The organism is Peribacillus sp. FW305-BF15, assembly GCF_058783805.1.
Genome location: NZ_JBYSYV010000003.1, coordinates 218622 through 236652 on the forward strand (window position 1 = coordinate 218622; position 18031 = coordinate 236652).

15 protein-coding genes and 1 pseudogene are annotated in these 18031 nt (G+C 43.0%); 8 read left to right on the forward strand and 8 right to left on the reverse strand.

What is annotated here, in order from left to right:
• Positions 1 to 84: 84 nt before the first annotated feature.
• The 3 genes from AC3WLU_RS04395 to AC3WLU_RS04405 are packed head-to-tail and all read right to left on the reverse strand — an operon-like array spanning position 85 to position 3789.
• The gene (locus AC3WLU_RS04395; protein ID WP_492596870.1) at positions 85 to 1272 is read right to left on the reverse strand and encodes a class I SAM-dependent methyltransferase; all 1188 of its coding nucleotides are present in this window, start codon (positions 1270 to 1272) and stop codon (positions 85 to 87) included.
• Between the two features lie 33 nt (positions 1273 to 1305).
• Entirely contained in the window at positions 1306 to 2220 is a 915-nt protein-coding gene (locus AC3WLU_RS04400; RefSeq protein WP_492596871.1) for a phosphotransferase, read from the reverse strand.
• Between the two features lie 15 nt (positions 2221 to 2235).
• Positions 2236 to 3789, reverse strand: coding sequence for a DEAD/DEAH box helicase (locus AC3WLU_RS04405; RefSeq protein ID WP_492596872.1), 1554 nt, complete (start codon positions 3787 to 3789; stop codon positions 2236 to 2238).
• Between the two features lie 299 nt (positions 3790 to 4088).
• Here AC3WLU_RS04405 and AC3WLU_RS04410 point away from each other — a divergent pair, with 299 nt between their 5' ends.
• Complete coding sequence (locus AC3WLU_RS04410; RefSeq protein ID WP_057278233.1) at positions 4089 to 5381, forward strand: NCS2 family permease; 1293 nt, start codon at positions 4089 to 4091, stop codon at positions 5379 to 5381.
• A 95-nt stretch (positions 5382 to 5476) separates the two neighbouring features.
• Here AC3WLU_RS04410 and AC3WLU_RS04415 read toward each other — a convergent pair whose 3' ends face one another.
• The 3 genes and pseudogenes from AC3WLU_RS04415 to AC3WLU_RS04425 all read right to left on the reverse strand — a co-directional run.
• Entirely contained in the window at positions 5477 to 6019 is a 543-nt protein-coding gene (locus tag AC3WLU_RS04415) for a hypothetical protein (RefSeq protein ID WP_057278234.1), read from the reverse strand.
• 8 nt (positions 6020 to 6027) lie between these two features.
• Positions 6028 to 7224, reverse strand: coding sequence for a ParM/StbA family protein (locus AC3WLU_RS04420; RefSeq protein ID WP_057278235.1), 1197 nt, complete (start codon positions 7222 to 7224; stop codon positions 6028 to 6030).
• A gap of 474 nt (positions 7225 to 7698) precedes the next feature.
• Positions 7699 to 7899: pseudogene (locus AC3WLU_RS04425) on the reverse strand (ParB-like helix-turn-helix domain-containing protein); the annotation flags it as partial.
• A gap of 699 nt (positions 7900 to 8598) precedes the next feature.
• Here AC3WLU_RS04425 and AC3WLU_RS04430 point away from each other — a divergent pair.
• The 3 genes from AC3WLU_RS04430 to AC3WLU_RS04440 all read left to right on the forward strand — a co-directional run bounded on the left by AC3WLU_RS04430 (position 8599) and on the right by AC3WLU_RS04440 (position 11227).
• A complete protein-coding gene (locus AC3WLU_RS04430; RefSeq protein WP_098864440.1) occupies positions 8599 to 10119 on the forward strand; it encodes an FAD-dependent oxidoreductase in 1521 nt (506 codons plus the stop codon).
• A 112-nt stretch (positions 10120 to 10231) separates the two neighbouring features.
• The gene (locus AC3WLU_RS04435; RefSeq protein ID WP_034316239.1) at positions 10232 to 10426 is read left to right on the forward strand and encodes a YwbE family protein; all 195 of its coding nucleotides are present in this window, start codon (positions 10232 to 10234) and stop codon (positions 10424 to 10426) included.
• A gap of 141 nt (positions 10427 to 10567) precedes the next feature.
• On the forward strand, positions 10568 to 11227 hold the full coding sequence (locus tag AC3WLU_RS04440; protein ID WP_098864441.1) for an SIMPL domain-containing protein: 660 nt from the start codon (positions 10568 to 10570) through the stop codon (positions 11225 to 11227).
• A 360-nt stretch (positions 11228 to 11587) separates the two neighbouring features.
• Here the strand turns inward: AC3WLU_RS04440 and purU are convergent, their stop codons facing one another.
• Positions 11588 to 12490, reverse strand: coding sequence for a formyltetrahydrofolate deformylase (purU, locus tag AC3WLU_RS04445; RefSeq protein ID WP_034316032.1), 903 nt, complete (start codon positions 12488 to 12490; stop codon positions 11588 to 11590).
• A gap of 461 nt (positions 12491 to 12951) precedes the next feature.
• Between purU and AC3WLU_RS04450 the strand changes: the two genes are divergently transcribed.
• The 4 genes from AC3WLU_RS04450 to AC3WLU_RS04465 all read left to right on the forward strand — a co-directional run bounded on the left by AC3WLU_RS04450 (position 12952) and on the right by AC3WLU_RS04465 (position 17126).
• The gene (locus AC3WLU_RS04450; RefSeq protein ID WP_098864442.1) at positions 12952 to 13731 is read left to right on the forward strand and encodes a transporter substrate-binding domain-containing protein; all 780 of its coding nucleotides are present in this window, start codon (positions 12952 to 12954) and stop codon (positions 13729 to 13731) included.
• A gap of 26 nt (positions 13732 to 13757) precedes the next feature.
• Complete coding sequence (locus AC3WLU_RS04455) at positions 13758 to 14423, forward strand: amino acid ABC transporter permease (protein WP_034316037.1); 666 nt, start codon at positions 13758 to 13760, stop codon at positions 14421 to 14423.
• Positions 14424 to 14434: 11 nt separating this feature from the next.
• Positions 14435 to 15175, forward strand: coding sequence for an amino acid ABC transporter ATP-binding protein (locus tag AC3WLU_RS04460; protein ID WP_034316039.1), 741 nt, complete (start codon positions 14435 to 14437; stop codon positions 15173 to 15175).
• A gap of 298 nt (positions 15176 to 15473) precedes the next feature.
• Positions 15474 to 17126: a glutamine--tRNA ligase/YqeY domain fusion protein gene (locus tag AC3WLU_RS04465; RefSeq protein WP_492596873.1), complete on the forward strand. Its 1653-nt coding sequence runs from the start codon at positions 15474 to 15476 to the stop codon at positions 17124 to 17126.
• A 49-nt stretch (positions 17127 to 17175) separates the two neighbouring features.
• Here the strand turns inward: AC3WLU_RS04465 and AC3WLU_RS04470 are convergent, their stop codons facing one another.
• Positions 17176 to 18030 carry an STAS domain-containing protein gene (locus AC3WLU_RS04470; RefSeq protein WP_063574603.1) on the reverse strand — a complete coding sequence of 285 codons (855 nt, stop codon included), beginning with the start codon at positions 18028 to 18030 and terminating at the stop codon, positions 17176 to 17178.
• Position 18031 lies beyond the last annotated feature (1 nt).

Here is an 18031-nt window from a genome sequence, read left to right on the forward strand (position 1 = left end):
AGCGGCATCCCCTTTATTGTGGAATAAATAAAAAGCTGACTGAAAACACTCCTTCAGTCAGCTTTCATTTCCTCATCATGCAGCTTAAACTCGTTCCGCCACCAAGGTATATGTTTTCGGAAGCCCGATATCATGGATTTTATGATTCGGTTCTTCCTCGAGCACTTTAATAACGAGCCCTGATTGACCAATTGACGTTATAAGTTCCCCGATTGTCCATTTACGCTGTACAACTCTTGAAAGGCTCCCTTTTTCCTCATCCGGCATATGCTTCGAAAAAGCGACCTCATTGTTTTCGATTGCCGGAGCGAAATAGTTGCCTGTTATTTTATGTTTTTTACCATTTGAAGTAATGAGCTTTGTTGAAATTGGATGAAATTCATGCAGTACGAATCGGCCTCCAGGTTTCAGCATCTTTTTAATTTTTTCAAATAACGGCTGCAGATCTATTAAGTAATGAAGTACACCTAGCTCCATTAAAACCAAATCCTGATTCCCTGATTCATGTTCGGATGAGAGCGAAAGGACATCCGAAACGATATACTCGATGGAGACATTGGCGCCACTTGCCAGTTCATTTGCAAACATTGCGTTTTCCTGGGAAAAATCAACAACTTTCACTTCTGCTCCCAATATGGCCAGTGCAACTGCCTTCACACCGTTCGATCCCATCAAATGTGTGATTTTTTTGCCGGATACTTCCCCCATATATTTATAAAAAGGGTGCAGTCTCCATTTTGGGTTTTGTTTGATTTTTGATGCCAATTCAACGGGATTTCCATAACGATTGACAAGCGCTAAATAATTATTCTGGTTCCAGGCTTGTTCATTTTCCGCTGTGAACCCCTTCTGCTCGGCTAATAAGTAAGCATGAATCTCGGCACTGAACCTTCTCATTTCTTCTTCGTATAAATAGCTGTATAACGACCTGCACCAAACCTCCATATCCCCCATCTTTATGGATAAACGATAAGGGTCCGTTTTAATGGTCGTGTTAAACCGGCAGCGAACAGTGACAGAAATCCCCTCGACATCCATTAGAAAGAATGCAGTCTCAGGACTTCTTTCAGGCTTTGTTGGCGCGTATTCGGAAAAAAGATCCAAAGCCTCATTAAAGACATCCCATTGTACATCCATGCTGATTTTCTTATATTCATCGATATCCACTCCTTGTACGAAAAGCGCAGATCGACCTGTATATTGGTAGGGAATATTAGCTTGATCCAATATGTTCGCCATTAATGTGATTGTATGATAATAACTTGCCTTCATATGTACCTCCTAAACATCAAAAGAGCATGACAATTATTCTTCTATAGCAAATTTCAAACCGGTACTCGTAATGGCAATCAGCTCTTCATCGTGGCGATCTATGCCATAAACGAGTAATGTAACAAGCATATATATGGCTCTGAACCGGGCTAGGCTCTCTGTTTCCTTTTCGATTTCACCATAGATTTCGAAAAAAGCACTGCGCACCTCTTTTGGGAAATAACTGTATAAAAAGGAGAAATCAATGGCTGGATTCCCGATATGGACATCTCCCCAATCAATGACACCTGCGAGAACGCCTTCGTCATCAAGTAAAACATTCCGGATATGGATGTCTCCGTGAACGAGCGAAATCGGATGCTGAACATCCAATTCACCTTCACCTAAGGTTTCAACAAAATCCTTAACTGCATGCGCCTGTTCAAAGTATCCTAGCTTTATTAGATTCGAGACATTTTCCATAAGTGATTTCTTTCGATAGGGTATATCAAGCCTCATCATCCCATCAGGCTGCACACCTAAACGCTTAGCCTTTTCGACAGGAAAACTGTGAAGAACCTTCAAAAAGCGGGCAAATCTTTTTGCCGATTCGACCTTTTTTGCTTTTGTTCCTTCTACAGGCAAGTGTCCCTTCACCATTTTATAACCGGTAAAAGGATAAGGATACAACGTGCTTGGTTTCCCAAAAAAGATTGGTTCCGGGATAGCAAGCGGAAAAGTGCCTGCAATGGAAGGCAAAAGCTGATTTTCCACCTGAATCAACGTAACTGCAATAGGGCGGCGGGGAAAACGGAATACAAATTGCCCATTGATTTGTATGACCGTGTTATCGAAACCCTCCCCAAGTTGCTTGATCTCTTTCAACTCAATTTCCGGAAACTGCAGCATGATCAATTTCCCTGCCAGATCCAGAGAAACTGGATATTCTGCCAACCAAGGCTTGTTCACTCCCGTCTCCCCCTTTTACCGGTTTCTCCCTCTATTGGGGCTGCTGCCAGATCCACCTCTGCGATTGCTCGCCCCTTGTGTACTAGTTGATCTGCGGCTGTCCCTTTGACCTCCTCGTGGATTGTCACGCTTTTGTCCACGGCCGTCTTCCGAGCGGCCACCCCGCGGATTCTCTCTCCTTGGTCCGCGGCCGTTTTCCGAACGAACTCCCCGTGAATCCTCACGTATAGGCCCGCGGCTGTTTTCCATCCGGCCTCCACGTGGTTTCTCCCTCTCGACTTCACGATTGTCCGCTTGATTAACAGAACGGTGACTGCCCCGATTCGGTCCTCTCGTATCAATCCGTTCCCGATGTTTCCTTCCCCCTCCCGAACGCGGGCGGCGAGTACCCTCATCAGAAGGGTCTTCATGACGCTTCCTTTTTTGCCTCACCTCATCGGGTTGGAACATTTTCACTCCTTCAATCGTCCTTCTTTCGATTTTCATGGAGATCCCTTTTTCAATATCGCTTAATAGCTGAAGATCCTTCGTTGCTATGAAGGTGACAGCCAAGCCATTCTCACCCGCACGGCCCGTCCGCCCGATTCGGTGGATGTAACTTTCTGCATCCTCGGGAACATCGTAATTAAACACATGGGTCACGCCTTCTACATCAAGCCCTCGTGCAGCAACATCCGTCGCCACTAAATATTGAAGCTTTGCGTCTCTGAAGTTTTTCATGACACGTTCCCGCTTTGCCTGTGAAAGGTCACCATGAAGCTCTTCAGAATTGAATCCAGCTGCCTTCAGGGCATCATTCAATACCGAAACGCGACGTTTTGTACGGCAAAATATGATTGCAAGGTATGGCTGTTCTTCTTTTATCATGTTGATTAATGAAGATTGTTTGGCACGATCGGTCGTCTCGATGACAAGCTGCCTGATTTTCTCGACCGTTACTTGCTCAGCCTTCACAGCGGCAGTTAGTGGTTTAGTCATATAGCGTTTAGCCAATTGATGAACCTGTTCTGGCATCGTCGCTGAAAAGAGCAGCGTTTGGCGCTCCTCTGGAAGCTGTTCCATGATCTCTTCCACTTCTGGTAAAAACCCAATATGAAGCATTTGATCAGCTTCATCTAACACAAGCGTTCCAGTTTGTGAGAGATCGATGGTGCCTCTTCGTAAATGATCTAATAACCTGCCGGGCGTGGCGACCACCACGGAGATGTTTCTTGTCAGCTTTTTCATTTGCTGCTCGACATCCTGTCCGCCATAAACTGCAAGCACTTGAAGTCCTTCGATTTCATCAGCGAATTTTTTCAATTCAGCAGTGATTTGTAAAGCCAGTTCCCTTGTTGGCGTGACGATCAGTGATTGTATGTGGGATGCGGCGGGATCGACTTTTTCCAGGATTGGCAGTAAAAAGGCCAAAGTCTTCCCCGTCCCTGTCTGCGCCTTCGCGATGACATCCCTTCCAGCAAGGATATCGGGTATAGATTTCTCCTGAATCGGGGTAGGGGTGGATATTCCGATTTGCTTTAATATGTTGTTAATCGCCGGGCTGACGCCAAGGTCGATGAATTCTGTCATGTATGGGCCTACTTTCTGAATTTCTTCATTTAATTTACTGATAAATCCACTTAAATGGTAACAGCTTCCTTCATTTCAAGTCATTATCCTTAGTCTAAGCTATTTGTTAGTATATCATTATCTATTTTCGAGAAAACCTGTACCTTAAAATTTTTCATCCTATTGTACTTTAGTTATTTTTCTAATATAATTTATAAGATTTATTACCATCTATCGAGCTACTTACTTGAAAAAGGGTAAGCATCTCCTCCTTGTAGATTTTTGCAAGGATTTTTTGTATATAAAAAAGGAGTGACCGCATGTTTAAATTAAAAGAACGGAATTCAAATATTAAAACGGAAGTACTTGCGGGGCTTACAACCTTTTTAACACTGGCTTATATCATCGTTGTAAACCCCATGATCCTTTCTGATGCTGGTGTTCCCTTCGACCAAGCATTCACAGCAACCATACTCGCAATAATAGTCGGTACACTATGCATGGCCCTTTTAGCCAATTACCCAATTGTCATAGCCCCGGCAATGGGATTGAATGCTTATTTTGCATACTCGGTATTGGGAACCCATGATATCTCATACACAGTTGCCTTCTCTGCAGTCTTTGTTACCGGTATCATCTTTATCCTTTTATCCCTAACCTCTTTCCGCTCAAAATTGATCGAGGCCATCCCTAATAACTTAAAGCATGCAATCAGTGCCGGAATCGGGCTCTTCATTACCTTCATCGGACTTCGTTTGTCAGGTGTCGTCACACAGCATGAATCCAACCTGGTTACTCTTGGAAGCTTCAGGGATCCCAGTGTGGCACTTACATTGGTTGGTTTGGTCATAACGATCGTGCTGATCGTTCGCAATGTGCAGGGAGCGATATTCATCGGAATGATCGTGACTGCCATAATCGCTTTCTTTACAGGCCAATTGGAAATTAACGGCCTGGTTTCCACCCCTTCGTTACCTGAAGGGATAATAGTCGCCAATCCAATCACATCTATCGCCGATGTGATTAACTATGGGCTTTATGGCGTCGTCTTCTCCATTTTGCTTGTCATGCTTTTCGATACGACCGGTGCTTTATTGGGCATTGTCCGTCAAGCTGGATTGCTGAAGGAGAACAAGCTTGAAAAATCAGGCAGTGCCTTCTTTGCAGATTCGATCGGCACTACTGTCGGCGCCATGTTCGGCACAAGCCCGACCGCTGCCTCGGTTGAATCATCAGCTGGTGTAGGAGCGGGCGGCAAGACAGGTTTAACCGCGTTGGTGGTGGCCATCCTATTCTTAATAACCGCCTTTTTCAGCCCGTTGATAGGAGCTGTTTCAAATGTAGCGGCAATCACGGCACCTAGCTTGATCATCGTCGGAAGCATGATGATTAAAAGCATTAATGAAATTGACTGGACACACTTTGATGAATCATTTCCAGCCTTTTTGGTCATTGTCGCCATGCCTTTAACATCAAGCATCGCCAACGGGATAGCACTCGGATTCATCGCCTACCCCATTTTAAAAATGGCAAGAGGCAAATTCCGTGAAGTGCATCCGTTCGTGTACATGTTTGCCGTTTTATTCCTTTACCAACTGATTTTCCTTGCTTGATCATCTTAAGAGGAATCCTTGGGGTTCCTCTTTTTTTGGCCCCTGCAAAGAAAAAGGAGGATATCCAACTTTTCGTCAGATATCCTCCTATATATTCACTGGTTCATTTGATCAAGAAAATCACCCAGGAGATCGTCAAGATTTTCCTCTTCAGGTTCTGTTTCTTCCTCTTGTTGTGAGGGTTCATTCAAATTCCAATCAAAGTCATCCAAATCTTTCTTAGGCAGGTCCTCCTGGACCTCCACGGGTTCCTTTTCCTCGGGCTCGGCCTGCACATACAATTCCTCACTCAATACATTATTATTCAAAGAGGCAAGCAAGGCCGTAGCGCGTAAAGGATCGGATAAAAGGTGGTACATAATCGTTCCAAGCATAGCTTCTGAGTGGGAATGCTTGAGCCAATCACGCTGAGATTTGCTTAACTTGTTCGGCATGGGCAGGGCAATCATTTCCCGATCCTGATGGGTGGATTGCCCGACTCCATCGAGAACATACTCAGCAATTTTACTGGAAAAATTCCTTCTTTCCGTTTCCTTCAATTTCTGCAGCTGTCTTAACGTATAGTCTGAGACATCCGAAGGGATACGAAAAGTGATGGCTTGTCCTCTTTTAATTTCAGAAGAAGCTGTTTTTTTCATTCTCTCACCTATTTAATGGAACCCGTTCTTTGTTCTTTCTTCTTTTGCTGGGACTGATTCTGTTCCTTTGCATTCCGGCGGCGATTAAAATCCGAAATCAATTTATAATAGGCGTTTGCCATCATCCAAACGCTTTCCCGCTCATCTTCGAAAAAGTCTATATTGTAGCCATCGAAATTTTGATTCAAGGTTTTCAAGTAATCTTTCAAGACAATCGATCCCCCGCCTACAAAATAGCAGATTTCCGTTTGTGAGTTTTTTTGCCATACGTTGCGCAGGTGGCGATATTGCTTTTTGGCCAGTTCTCCCAAAATACGGTCAACGATATCATGAACGCTTGTCCGGCTTCCGCGAACCATAATATGATTGCGATCATTTTTCTTCGTGATGATTTCAACGACGTCGCGCCTGCTATCCAACTCGACACCATGTTTCTTCCTGATTTCTTCGCGAATCGATTCAAGGGCTTCAGCTACTCCCAAATTGAATCCTTGCGCTTTGTCATCGTCAACTTTACGATTTTTAATGACAGCGATATCCGTCGATAATCCACCGATATCCTGAATCAGTATTCTTCTATCTATTAATTCACGATTAATGATATTTAAATCTTTATCCATGACCAAATTTATGTATGCTGCAAAACCCTCTGGATAGACTTTCACTTCATCAAATTTGATATTAACCTTCATGCCTTGGTATTTAGGAGTAATTAAAAATTCCACCTGGTGGACTGAACCAAGTAATTTCGAGCGGTATCCGACGTCTTTCCCTTCTTTAACCTCCCGAAGTGGCAACCCTGTTCCAAGAGTATAGTTGGCTTCCACAACGTTATTCACTTTTTTGAATGTATCGTTGTCCCCCAACTTGGCAGCGTCTAATGCAAGAGCCGCAAAAAGCATGACTAATGTTTGATCTTCTTCCGATTTACTGCTTCCTAAATCCAATTCGGTAGGATTATCACTTTTTGTCGCCAAGTTCCCAACGCGATAAATCGCATTATTGTCTTGCAGAGCCGGTGAATGGACCCTGATATGAATCCCTTCCAATGGGTTTTTTTCATCAAGTTCCTCAATCCCAATGACCGGACGGTCCTCTATGTCTTTTGCAATGACATTCGGTATATATAGTTCAGACTCTAGCTTTCCAAAAATAGCCTTGATAGCATCATTTCCTACGTCTACTGCTGCGATTCTAGAACTCATCTAAAAACATCCCCTTTTTCATGGAAAAAATTTAAGTGAAGCATTCCCTTTAAGAATAGGAAAAGTTTTCACGTTAGTCAATCCTTCATTAGTTGTAGCTATATTTGTCGAATTGTTTTCAAATTGTTTACAATAGGAACAAATATGTACACACCTTATAAATAGCTATGTGTACTTGATTGTAAACATGTATACATTTTGTTTGCAATGTATCTATTTCTGTTTACATGTATACTCATTTGTAAACAAACCAAATAATGTATTTTTTAAAATATTTCTTCTTACAAAAATCAGCAGATAAATAGTAGATTTTAGATATGGTAATAATCGGGCGATTCACTAATGAACTGTATAGAGGTATTCAAATGACTGAAAAAATACAGAAACTTCCCAAATTCGGGAACACGATTGTCGCAGTGCGTTAAATTCCCCTTCATTTTCTAAACTAGATACAGATATAACCACTGACGTCTTCGAGCGGGCATGGCGTTCCGTAATTTGCTTTTGAAGAAGTGCATCCTGAACCTCCTTCGGCAGCTTAAGCAGCCGAAGCTTATTCGCCACGGTAGATTGACCTATTCCCAGTCTTTGTGCCAGAGCTTCTTGCGTTAAACTATGCAGCTCCAATAGTAGTTTTCCATAAGCCAAAGCTTCTTCAATCGGTGTCAGTCCTTCGGCGGAATTACAGGGAACAAGGTAATAAAGTTTCACTGATAGATGCTGGCGAAATCCTTAACGGAATAACGGGACACACCACAGCATGACTGGTTTACGACTTTTTTGTTCACTAAAACATGGTGAAGAGAAAGCCAAACTATAATATGTAGCCAATGCAGAAAGAATGGGCTTATGTAGAAAAACATTGCATTGAATGTAATTTGACTGCAATGGATACCTATATTCACGCAAATATAAATGTAAAATCCCAAAAGAACCAAAAGCCTATCGAAACTAGCCATTCGCGGGGATTATGCAGAAAAAATCCCTTTCTCCTTTCCTTGTAATCAAGCACAGTTTCACCCCCTTTAAAGTATTTAACGGCCCTCCTCTCCACGATTCCGGAAGCTGAAAAAGTTTCCACTATAGTCAATCCTTCATTAGTTGTAGCTATATTTGTCGAATTGTTTTCAAATTGTTTACAATAGGAACAAACATGTATAAACCTTAATATATAGCCATGTGTACGCATTTGTAAACATGTATACCTATTTGTGTACAAAGCATCTATTTTTGTTTACATGTATACATAATTGTAAACAAACCAAATAATGTATTTTTTTAGTCTTTCTTCTTACAAAAATAAGCGTATAAATAGCGAATTTGGGTATGGTAATAAATGGGCAATTCACTAATGAACTGTATGGAGGTATTCAAATGACTGAAAAAAATACAGACCTTCCCCGATTTCCGGAACCTTATTGGCGCAGTGCGTTAACATTCCCTTCTTTTTCTAAACTAGATACAGATCTAACCACTGACGTTTTAATAGTAGGCGGCGGAATTACCGGAATCACATCTGCTTACCTACTTGCTAAACAAGGTGTAAAAGTCACACTGATTGAAGCAGGCCAAATCCTTACCGGAACGACAGGACACACTACAGCAAAAATCACGGCCCAGCATGGCCTGATTTACGACCAGTTGATCACTGACCATGGCGAAGAGAATGCCAAGCTTTATTATGAAGCCAATACAGATGGAATGAAGCTGATTAAAGACTTGGTAGAAGAACATTCCATTGAATGTAATTTGACTGCACAGGATGCCTATGTGTACGCAAATACGGACGAATATATAAGCAAAATCCAAAAAGAACTGAGAGCTTATCAAAAACTTGGCATTCGGGGGGATTATGCGGAGAATATCCCTTTCTCCATTCCATGTAAAGCTGCTGTGATAATGAAAGATCAAGCACAGTTTCACCCATTAAAATATTTAACGGCCCTCATTTCGACAATTCTCGATGCAGGAGGCACCATTTATGAACGGACAACGGCAATGAAAATTGAAGATGGCGATCCACCAACCGTTCTAACTGATACGGGACATTCCATCAAAAGCAATCAGGTTATCGTGGCCTCCCACTTCCCTTTCAATGATGAAAAGGGCTTATACTTTGCCCGTGTTCATGTAAGTAGGTCCTATGTGCTTGGCATCAGGACTGAACAGGAGTATCCAGGCGGGATGTATTACAGTGCAGACAGCCCTAGCCGCTCCCTTCGCTATACGGAATTGGACAATGGGGAAAAACTTATACTTGTTGGCGGAGATGGCCATAAAACAGGCCAGGGAATATCGACGATCGAGCATTATGAAGCACTGAAGGACTTCAGTGCCCAGTATTTCGATGTGAAAGACATTCCCTACCGCTGGTCGGCACAGGATATCGTGACACCGGATAATATCCCCTTCGTCGGTCCAGTGACAGCCAACCAACAAAACGTTCTGATAGCTACCGGCTTTGCGAAATGGGGAATGACGAATGGATCGATTGCCGCCAGGATCTTAACTGACCGGATTTTGCAAAAAGAAAATCGGTATGCGGAATTGTATGATCCTGCCCGTTTAAAAGGCGTGAAGAATATTCTTCAAGATAATGCTGATGTGGCGAAGCATCTGATCAAAGGCAAATTGGCTGTCAATCATAAAACGCCGGAAGACATAGGAATTGATGAAGGAGCAATCGTGAAGGTGGATGGAGACAAAGCTGGGTGTTACCGTGACCATGATGGCCAGCTTCATATTGTTGATTCCACATGTACACACATGGGGTGTGAAGTTGCCTGGAATAGCGGCGACCGTACTTGGGATTGCCCATGCCATGGCTCCCGCTACTCCATCGCTGGTGAAGTGTTAAATGGCCCTGCTGTCGAACCATTGAAGAAAATTCGCTGACTGCCAATTTGTGATTTTATCTAATAGTCGACTGGGCCCGCCGTTTTCCTTATACTGAAGTTACTGCATGGTTGAATGGCTGCAAATAACTCTGAAAAGGAATGAATCGAACATGAACGGTAAAAACCGGAAAGATATTACCCCAGGTGCCTCTGTGGATATTGTACTTAAAGCAGATCAACGCACCGGAAAGCTGACAAGCGGCACTGTAAAGGATATTTTAACCAACTCCAGCACCCACCCTCATGGAATTAAAGTAAGATTGACTGATGGCCAGGTAGGCAGGGTTCAAGTCATTCATAAGTAATGTGCACTCGGTCCAGGCCGAGTGTTTTTTTGTGTGATTGTTCGATGGATTAATGACAAAGGGGGATATTTCAATCATGTTTCCCATTCATAATTCGTACAATAGGGGTGAGATTATCTCTATAAAAAGGCTGGTGTCAAAATGAATCAAGAATACAATGCCCCCTTTAGGGATCATTACCGCACCGATGAACATATATTGAAAGTTTCCGGCTCAGAGACGCTATCTGCTGCTCCGGATCAAGCCACGATCACCCTTGGAGTCATAACGGAGGATGAGGACCCGCAAAAGGCCCAGCAAGCCAATTCCCAAGCAATCGCAAATGTCATCGCATCACTTAAATCCGCAGGCATTCCCGAAGAGCAATTGAAAACGAGTGATTACAGAATCGATCCACAATATGATTATATTGACGGAAAGGAATTGTTCAAGAACTACAAAGTCCAGCACATCATACAAGCCCAAACGACCGACATCGAGAAAATAGGCAGCATAATCGACACGGCCGTCAGAAGCGGCGCCAATTCAATCACCAGCATCCGCTTCTCTTTATCCAATCCAGATGCATACTATAACCAGGCACTTTCTCTCGCTTTAAAAAATGCATACGAAAAAGCTCTTTCCATGGCTCGAACGCTAGGAATCTCATTGAACCCAGTCCCTAATAGGGTTGAAGAACTATCTGAAACGGCAACTCCAATGCTTTTTCAAACAGGTACTCTCTCAAAAATGGCGACTACCCCGATTCAGCCTGGTGAATTGAACATAACTGCCTCAGTAAGGGTGGAATACTCGTACTAGCACTCACTTAATTCCATCATAAAAAACCCCCCTTAACCTAAAGGGGGATTCAGACTGCAGACAAATTAGAGGAGAACTAATTTACTTTCAATTCGGTTAAAAAGGTTCCAGGTGATTTCAGAAATCCGCTCCCTTTCCGCCGACTGTCTGCCAAGACTCCTCGCCGGCAAGCGTTCCCGGGGTCTCAGCTAGCCAGTTATTCGGCAGGAATGTCGCAAATTTTCTTCAATCTAGTAAGGGTTTCATTCCTATAATCAAGTTAAAAACATGCAGGATAATTCAGTATTCCACTAAAATCATGGTTCTAGGATGGGCGCAAACGGAACCCCCCCTTGGCAACCCAAAGGGGGGTTTTTCATTTTAAAAGACTACCGTTTTATTTTCATGAACAATGACGCGGTCCTCCAAATGCCATTTAACGGCACGTGCCAGCACCCGGCGTTCAGCAGAACGACCAATTTTCTTCATATCCCCGGCAGAATCACGATGGTCCACACGTTCGATATCCTGCTCGATGATTGGACCTTCATCCAAATCATTCGTCACATAATGGGAAGTCGCCCCAATCAGCTTAACACCTCTGTCATAAGCTCGTTCATAAGGCCGTGCTCCAATGAAGGCAGGTAAAAATGAATGATGGATATTGATGATCCTGTTCGGATGGGCCGCTACGAAGTCCGGCGTCAATATCTGCATATACCTGGCCAATACAATAAGGTCCACTTTGAATTCTTCCAAAAGTCCAAGCTGTTTAGTCTCCACTTCCTTACGTATATCCTTATTGGCAGGAATGTAATAAAACGGGATGCCCATCGATTCGACAATTTCCCTCGTATCTTCATGATTGCTGATGACCAGTGCAATGTCAGCCAATAAATCCCCGCTTTGCCACTCCCATAGCAATTCCAGAAGGCAATGGGGTTCCTTCGAAACGAAGATTGCCGTCCTCTTCAGATCACTCACATGATTAAATGTCCATTGCATCGAGAATGCTGTCGAAACTTCCTGGAATGCCAGTTGCATATCCGCTGCCTTGTCATTCAATCCTGGACAATCGAACTCGATCCTGGTGAAAAAGGTACCGCCCTCAGGATTCATCGAATACTGACTCAATTCAACAATATTTGCATCATATTCTTTAAGAAAAGCCGTAACTGTCGAAACAATTCCCGGCTGGTCCGGACATTTTATAATTAAACGGCCTCTATCTTGATTTCTTTCGCGATATTCCTGTAACTGCTCTTGCACAAAGTTGCTAACCATTTTCCCAACTGCCCTTCTTCTATTTTGCTATATTATACTTCAATTCATGTCTGAAATTAAAGTCAGTCAATCAAATCGGGACTTTGTTGGTAGACAAAATCAACATTGCCTAAAATACTCCACAGTTTTATCCCATCCCATTCATTAGATACGGTTATCATCAGTTTTTCGCTTTCGATAGATACATCATCAGCCTGAATTGTTTCAAAATTTCTTCTCCTATTAAGTAATTTTTGTCACTTTTTCAGGAAATTACATGTAATTTGGAAGGAAATGAAGGCAAAGGCCGAGAACCTTTATGAAATGCATAGTGAAGGGGGATTCTAGGATGAAATGTCGGTATGTGCTGGACAGCCTATTTGGTTTCAGTTTTATTTTCCATAGTTAATAAGGTTATTCATTGCCTCATAAGGGTATAGACCATTCTATTAGTTTTTTTCAAAGGGGGAAATGAAATTATCATGAAATCATCCGTTACATTCATTGTATCCATTCTGGCTGTCCTTGGTCTTCTTTCCGGCTGTGCCGAAAAGGACCAGCTGGAGGACGGGAGTAAGCTGATCAATGAGGACCAGTTTGTTTTTGCTGCCTCAGGTGAATTCAAGCCATTCAGTTATGTCAATGATGACATGACCGTAACCGGATTCGATATTGAAGTTGGCGATGCAATTGCAAAGGAACTCGACCTAGAACCTGTGCCTAAACGGATAAAGTTCAAAGGTATCGTGGAAGGTGTTAAAACCGGTCGGGCAGATGCCGCGGTTGCCAGCCATACAATCAATGAAGAACGAAGTAAACATGTTGCCTTCTCGACCCCTTATTACTACTCAGGTCCTCAAATTTTCGTTCGCCCGGATAGTGATATTAAAACGGTTGAAGATTTAAAGGGTAAGGAAGTTGCGGCTTCTAAAGGCTCCACGTACGCAACGACAGCAGAAAAATATACAAACAATGTAAAAACCTATGACAGTGATATCACCGCCCTGAAGGCATTGAGCGGAGGACGTCATGATGCCGTCATCACCGACTTCGTAACCGGCAAGGAAGCGACCAAGGAAGGCTTCGACATCGAAGGAAGGCAATTGATCGAACGAAGCGAACAGGCCATCGTACTGCCTGACGACAACCCTCAGCTGCTTGCACGCATCAACGAAGCTCTTGAAAACCTCCGTGAAGATGGAACGCTTGCTGAAATCAGCAAAAAGTATTTTGGTGAAGACATCACAACTAAGCCTGAATAAAGATTGATAGAAAGGGAGTCATTACATTGCCAAGTTTTTCACATTTTTTTGATACATTATTTAGCTCCTCGGACGTATTCATCCGGGCCATGCTCCTCACATTGGAACTGACGGTAGTCTCCATATTGGTGGGTATCTTCATCGGTTTGCTATTTGCCCTATTAAAAATATCCAATATAAAAATTCTTGCATGGATTTCAGATACATATGTATTCCTGGTACGGGGAACGCCTTTAATCGTACAGATATTCATACTCTATTTCGGTATCAGCAATCTCTTCTTACTGCCGGACTTCTGGGCGGCGTCACTTGCCCTGGCTTTCCATAATGGAGCTTATATTTCAGAGATTTTACGTGGTACGATTCAATCCATCGACAAAGGCCAAATGGAGGCCGGCCGCTCCCTTGGCATGAGCAATTCGCTCACCTTAAGGAGAATCATCTTGCCTCAAGCCTTCCGCCGCGCATTGCCGCCGCTTGGCAACCAATTCATCATCGGACTGAAGGATTCATCACTGGCAGCTTTCATATCCATGAATGAGCTGTTTAATGTAGCCACTACGTTGGGCTCGAATAATTTCGATGAAATGACTTATTTATTGATTGTAGCGGTCTACTACTTGATTCTAGTGGCTTTCCTGACCATTATCGTCAATTTATTCGAAAAGAAACTGTCCATCAGTGATCGATAGGGGGAATTGAAATGGAACAAAAAGAAATGATTCGCATTAGGAATTTAAATAAATCGTATGGAAACCTGCATGTACTTAAAGATATCGATATGAAGGTACTCGACAGCGATGTTGTCTGTCTGATCGGACCAAGCGGTTCCGGAAAAAGCACCCTGCTCCGCTGTTTGAATTATTTAGAGAAGAAAGACAGCGGCCAAATCCTCATTGAAGGAACGGAAATCAATCCTGGTACCCATGATATTAATAAAATCCGCGAGAAAGTCGGAATGGTATTTCAGCATTTCTACCTCTTCCCGCATATGACCGTACTGGAAAATGTCATCGAAGCACCGACACACGTCAAAAAAGTCCCTAAGGCCCAAGCGATTGAAGAAGCAAAGACATTGCTTGCCAAAGTCGGTTTATCAGATAAAGCGGATGTCTATCCAAGCAAGCTCTCAGGCGGGCAGAAACAGCGTGTTGCCATCGCCCGCGCCCTTGCCATGAAACCTGATATCCTGCTCTTTGATGAGCCTACCTCGGCTCTGGATCCCGAACTTGTGGGTGAAGTTCTTGCCACGATGAAGGAACTTGCCTTGGAAGGGATGACAATGGTAGTCGTTACACATGAAATGAGCTTTGCACGTGAGGTCGGGGATTGGATTGTCTTCATGCATAATGGGAGGGTTGTCGAAAGCGGACCGCCAAAAGAATTCTTCACCAATCCAAAAGAAGAACGTACAAAAGAATTTTTGCAAACGACAGTCTTTTGATTTTAATTCTAAAATCTGACTGCTAGCGAGTTTATAAGCAATACAGGCATGAATTCCTGTATTGCTTTTTTAGATGAAAAGGGTCTAATTTGTTTCTTTAATATCCAGTTAGGTCGTTCCCTAAATTACATGATCAAAGTTTCAGGGATATTTCCGCTCGGATTGTACAAACTAAATACTTGATGAATTGTTTCAGATAAACCGTGATTCCGGCTCGAACATGGAAAAATATCTGTATTTATGGTATATATACAGGTAAAATTAAAAGAAGTATATAAATGAAAGAGGTCGAATTCAGTTGGAAAATAACTCTTCGAATTTTATTAAAAATATTATAAAAGATGACCTAGAGTCCGGAAAACATGATCATGTCATCACCCGCTTCCCTCCTGAGCCGAACGGATATTTACATATCGGGCATGCCAAATCAATCATTTTGAATTTTGGGGTGGCTGATGATTTCAATGGGAAAACCAACCTTCGTTTCGATGATACGAATCCATTGAAAGAGGATATTGAGTTTGTAAACTCCATTAAGGAAGATGTAAAATGGCTCGGTTACGACTGGGATAACCTTTTCTTCGCTTCCGACTATTTTGATGAAATGTATAAAAGAGCTGTGCTGCTCATCAATAAAGGACTGGCATATGTGGACGACCTTAATGCCGACCAAATCCGTGAATATCGCGGAACGCTGACAGAGCCGGGAAAAGACAGCCCCTACCGTAATAGAACCGTCGAGGAAAACCTTGAACTATTTGAAAAGATGCGCAGCGGCGAATTCGAAAACGGCGCAAAAGTATTGCGTGCAAAAATCGATATGAGCTCACCTAACATTAATTTGCGTGATCCCGTCATTTACCGTATCTCCCATACTGAACACCATAATACCGGCAACAAATGGTGCATCTACCCGATGTATGCCTTTGCCCACCCGATTGAAGATGCCATCGAGGGAGTCACACACTCCATTTGTACGCTTGAGTTCGAAGATCAACGCCCTCTTTATGACTGGATCGTTGAGAATTGTGAAATGGAAAGCAAACCAAAGCAATATGAATTTGGCCGTCTTAACCTGACCAACACAGTAATGAGCAAGCGAAAACTGAAGCAGCTTGTCGATGAGGGCTTCGTGGACGGTTGGGACGATCCGCGGATGCCTACTGTTTCAGGCTTGCGGAGACGCGGGTATACACCCGAAGCGATTCGTGCATTCTGCCAAGAGATAGGTGTCGCCAAAACAAGCGGTATCGTAGATTCTCAAATGCTTGATCATTTCGTGCGGGAAGACTTAAAGCTGAAGGCTCCACGGACTATGGCCATCCTGAACCCGCTTAAAGTGGTCATCACCAACTATCCGGAAGGCGAGATAGAGTGGCTGGATGCTGAGATCAATCCGGAAGTACCGGAAATGGGTACACGCCAAATCCCGTTTTCACGTGAAATATATATCGAACAGGACGATTTCATGGAAAACCCGCCGAAAAAGTATTTCCGACTTTTCCCGGGCAATGAAGTCCGTTTGAAGCATGCTTATTTCATTAAATGTGAAGAAGTGATTAAGGACGAAGCCGGTAACGTCATTGAACTTCGCTGCACATACGATATTGAAACGAAAAGCGGATCGGGCTTCACTGGCCGTAAAGTGAAAGGTACATTGCACTGGGTCGAAGCTTCAAAAGCGGTTTCAGCAGAATTCCGCAACTTTCAGCCTTTAATCTTGGATAAGGAAAATGATGAAGAGGAAGAAAAATCATTCCTGGACCGGGTAAACCCTGATTCTATCGAAATTTTACAAGGATTTGTCGAGCCTAACATGAAAGATGCTAAGCCTCAGGATAAATTCCAATTCTTCAGGCATGGCTATTATAATGTTGATTCAAAACTCACTGCGGCCGATCACTTGGTCTTCAACCAAATCGTCGGATTGAAAAGTTCATTCAAGTTATAGAATCACGAAAAAGAACCAGATTCCTAGCGGATCTGGTTCTTTTCATTTATCATTTTTTCTCGTATAGCTTGATCCCTTGTTTGGAAAGGGCTTGTTTAAGAGTACTATGTGTCGAAACCTGACTAAAATCAAGGCCTAACTGAATCGATGTCTGGGCCACTTCAGGTCGAATCCCGGAAATGGTCGATTGAATGCCTAACAGGTTCAGGGTACTTATCAATTGATAGATTTGTTGGGCAACCATCGTATCCAAAAGTGAGACTCCCGATAAATCGATGAATAAGTGGGTGATATTTTTGCTAATGCATTTGCTTGGAGTCCCATTCAAAATTTCCTTTGCCCGATAAGTATCGATTTCACCGATTAACGGCAATACCGCAATGGCATCAACAATGGGAATGACAGGTGCGCCCAGTTCATTAATCAGCTCCTGTTGGGCTGACAAACGTTCTTTTGTCAAAAGGTAATACTGCTCGGTGAACTCGCGGTTCAATTGATCGAAGGCACGATTAATAAGCCGGCTCCACCGGATGATTTTTTCTTTCGTTATCTTCGTATCCATGAGCATATAATCAGTGATGAATGCCCAATATGTTTCACGTACCTTATTAAGCGCTTCCAACACTTCGTAAATGGGGGTAACCGATTCAACCCTGCTCTTCGCGACAAGTGTGGCCCACTGCTCCATCGTTTCAATAAAAGCAGTTTCATCTTCAAGTAAAGCACTCGTCACTGTCTTGATGGTCCATGTATTCTGTTCCCTAAGCAGCTTTTCGATTTCCTCATTAGAATCTATTGAATAGATCGACCCAGACTGCTTTTCCCTTAAAGCCAGCCAGTTTTCCGTAATCTTAGACGAGTTATCAAGGATATATCGATATAAATTTTCATCTATTTTATCCATT

Coding starts and splice junctions, on each gene's coding strand:
- AC3WLU_RS04395 (WP_492596870.1), bottom strand. CDS start 1,272: ATGAAGGCAAGTTATTATCATACAATCACATTAATGGCGAACATATTG.
- AC3WLU_RS04405 (WP_492596872.1), bottom strand. CDS start 3,789: ATGACAGAATTCATCGACCTTGGCGTCAGCCCGGCGATTAACAACATA.
- AC3WLU_RS04410 (WP_057278233.1), top strand. CDS start 4,089: ATGTTTAAATTAAAAGAACGGAATTCAAATATTAAAACGGAAGTACTT.
- AC3WLU_RS04415 (WP_057278234.1), bottom strand. CDS start 6,019: ATGAAAAAAACAGCTTCTTCTGAAATTAAAAGAGGACAAGCCATCACT.
- AC3WLU_RS04420 (WP_057278235.1), bottom strand. CDS start 7,224: ATGAGTTCTAGAATCGCAGCAGTAGACGTAGGAAATGATGCTATCAAG.
- AC3WLU_RS04430 (WP_098864440.1), top strand. CDS start 8,599: ATGACTGAAAAAAATACAGACCTTCCCCGATTTCCGGAACCTTATTGG.
- AC3WLU_RS04435 (WP_034316239.1), top strand. CDS start 10,232: ATGAACGGTAAAAACCGGAAAGATATTACCCCAGGTGCCTCTGTGGAT.
- AC3WLU_RS04440 (WP_098864441.1), top strand. CDS start 10,568: ATGAATCAAGAATACAATGCCCCCTTTAGGGATCATTACCGCACCGAT.
- purU (WP_034316032.1), bottom strand. CDS start 12,490: ATGGTTAGCAACTTTGTGCAAGAGCAGTTACAGGAATATCGCGAAAGA.
- AC3WLU_RS04450 (WP_098864442.1), top strand. CDS start 12,952: ATGAAATCATCCGTTACATTCATTGTATCCATTCTGGCTGTCCTTGGT.
- AC3WLU_RS04460 (WP_034316039.1), top strand. CDS start 14,435: ATGGAACAAAAAGAAATGATTCGCATTAGGAATTTAAATAAATCGTAT.
- AC3WLU_RS04470 (WP_063574603.1), bottom strand. CDS start 18,030: ATGGATAAAATAGATGAAAATTTATATCGATATATCCTTGATAACTCG.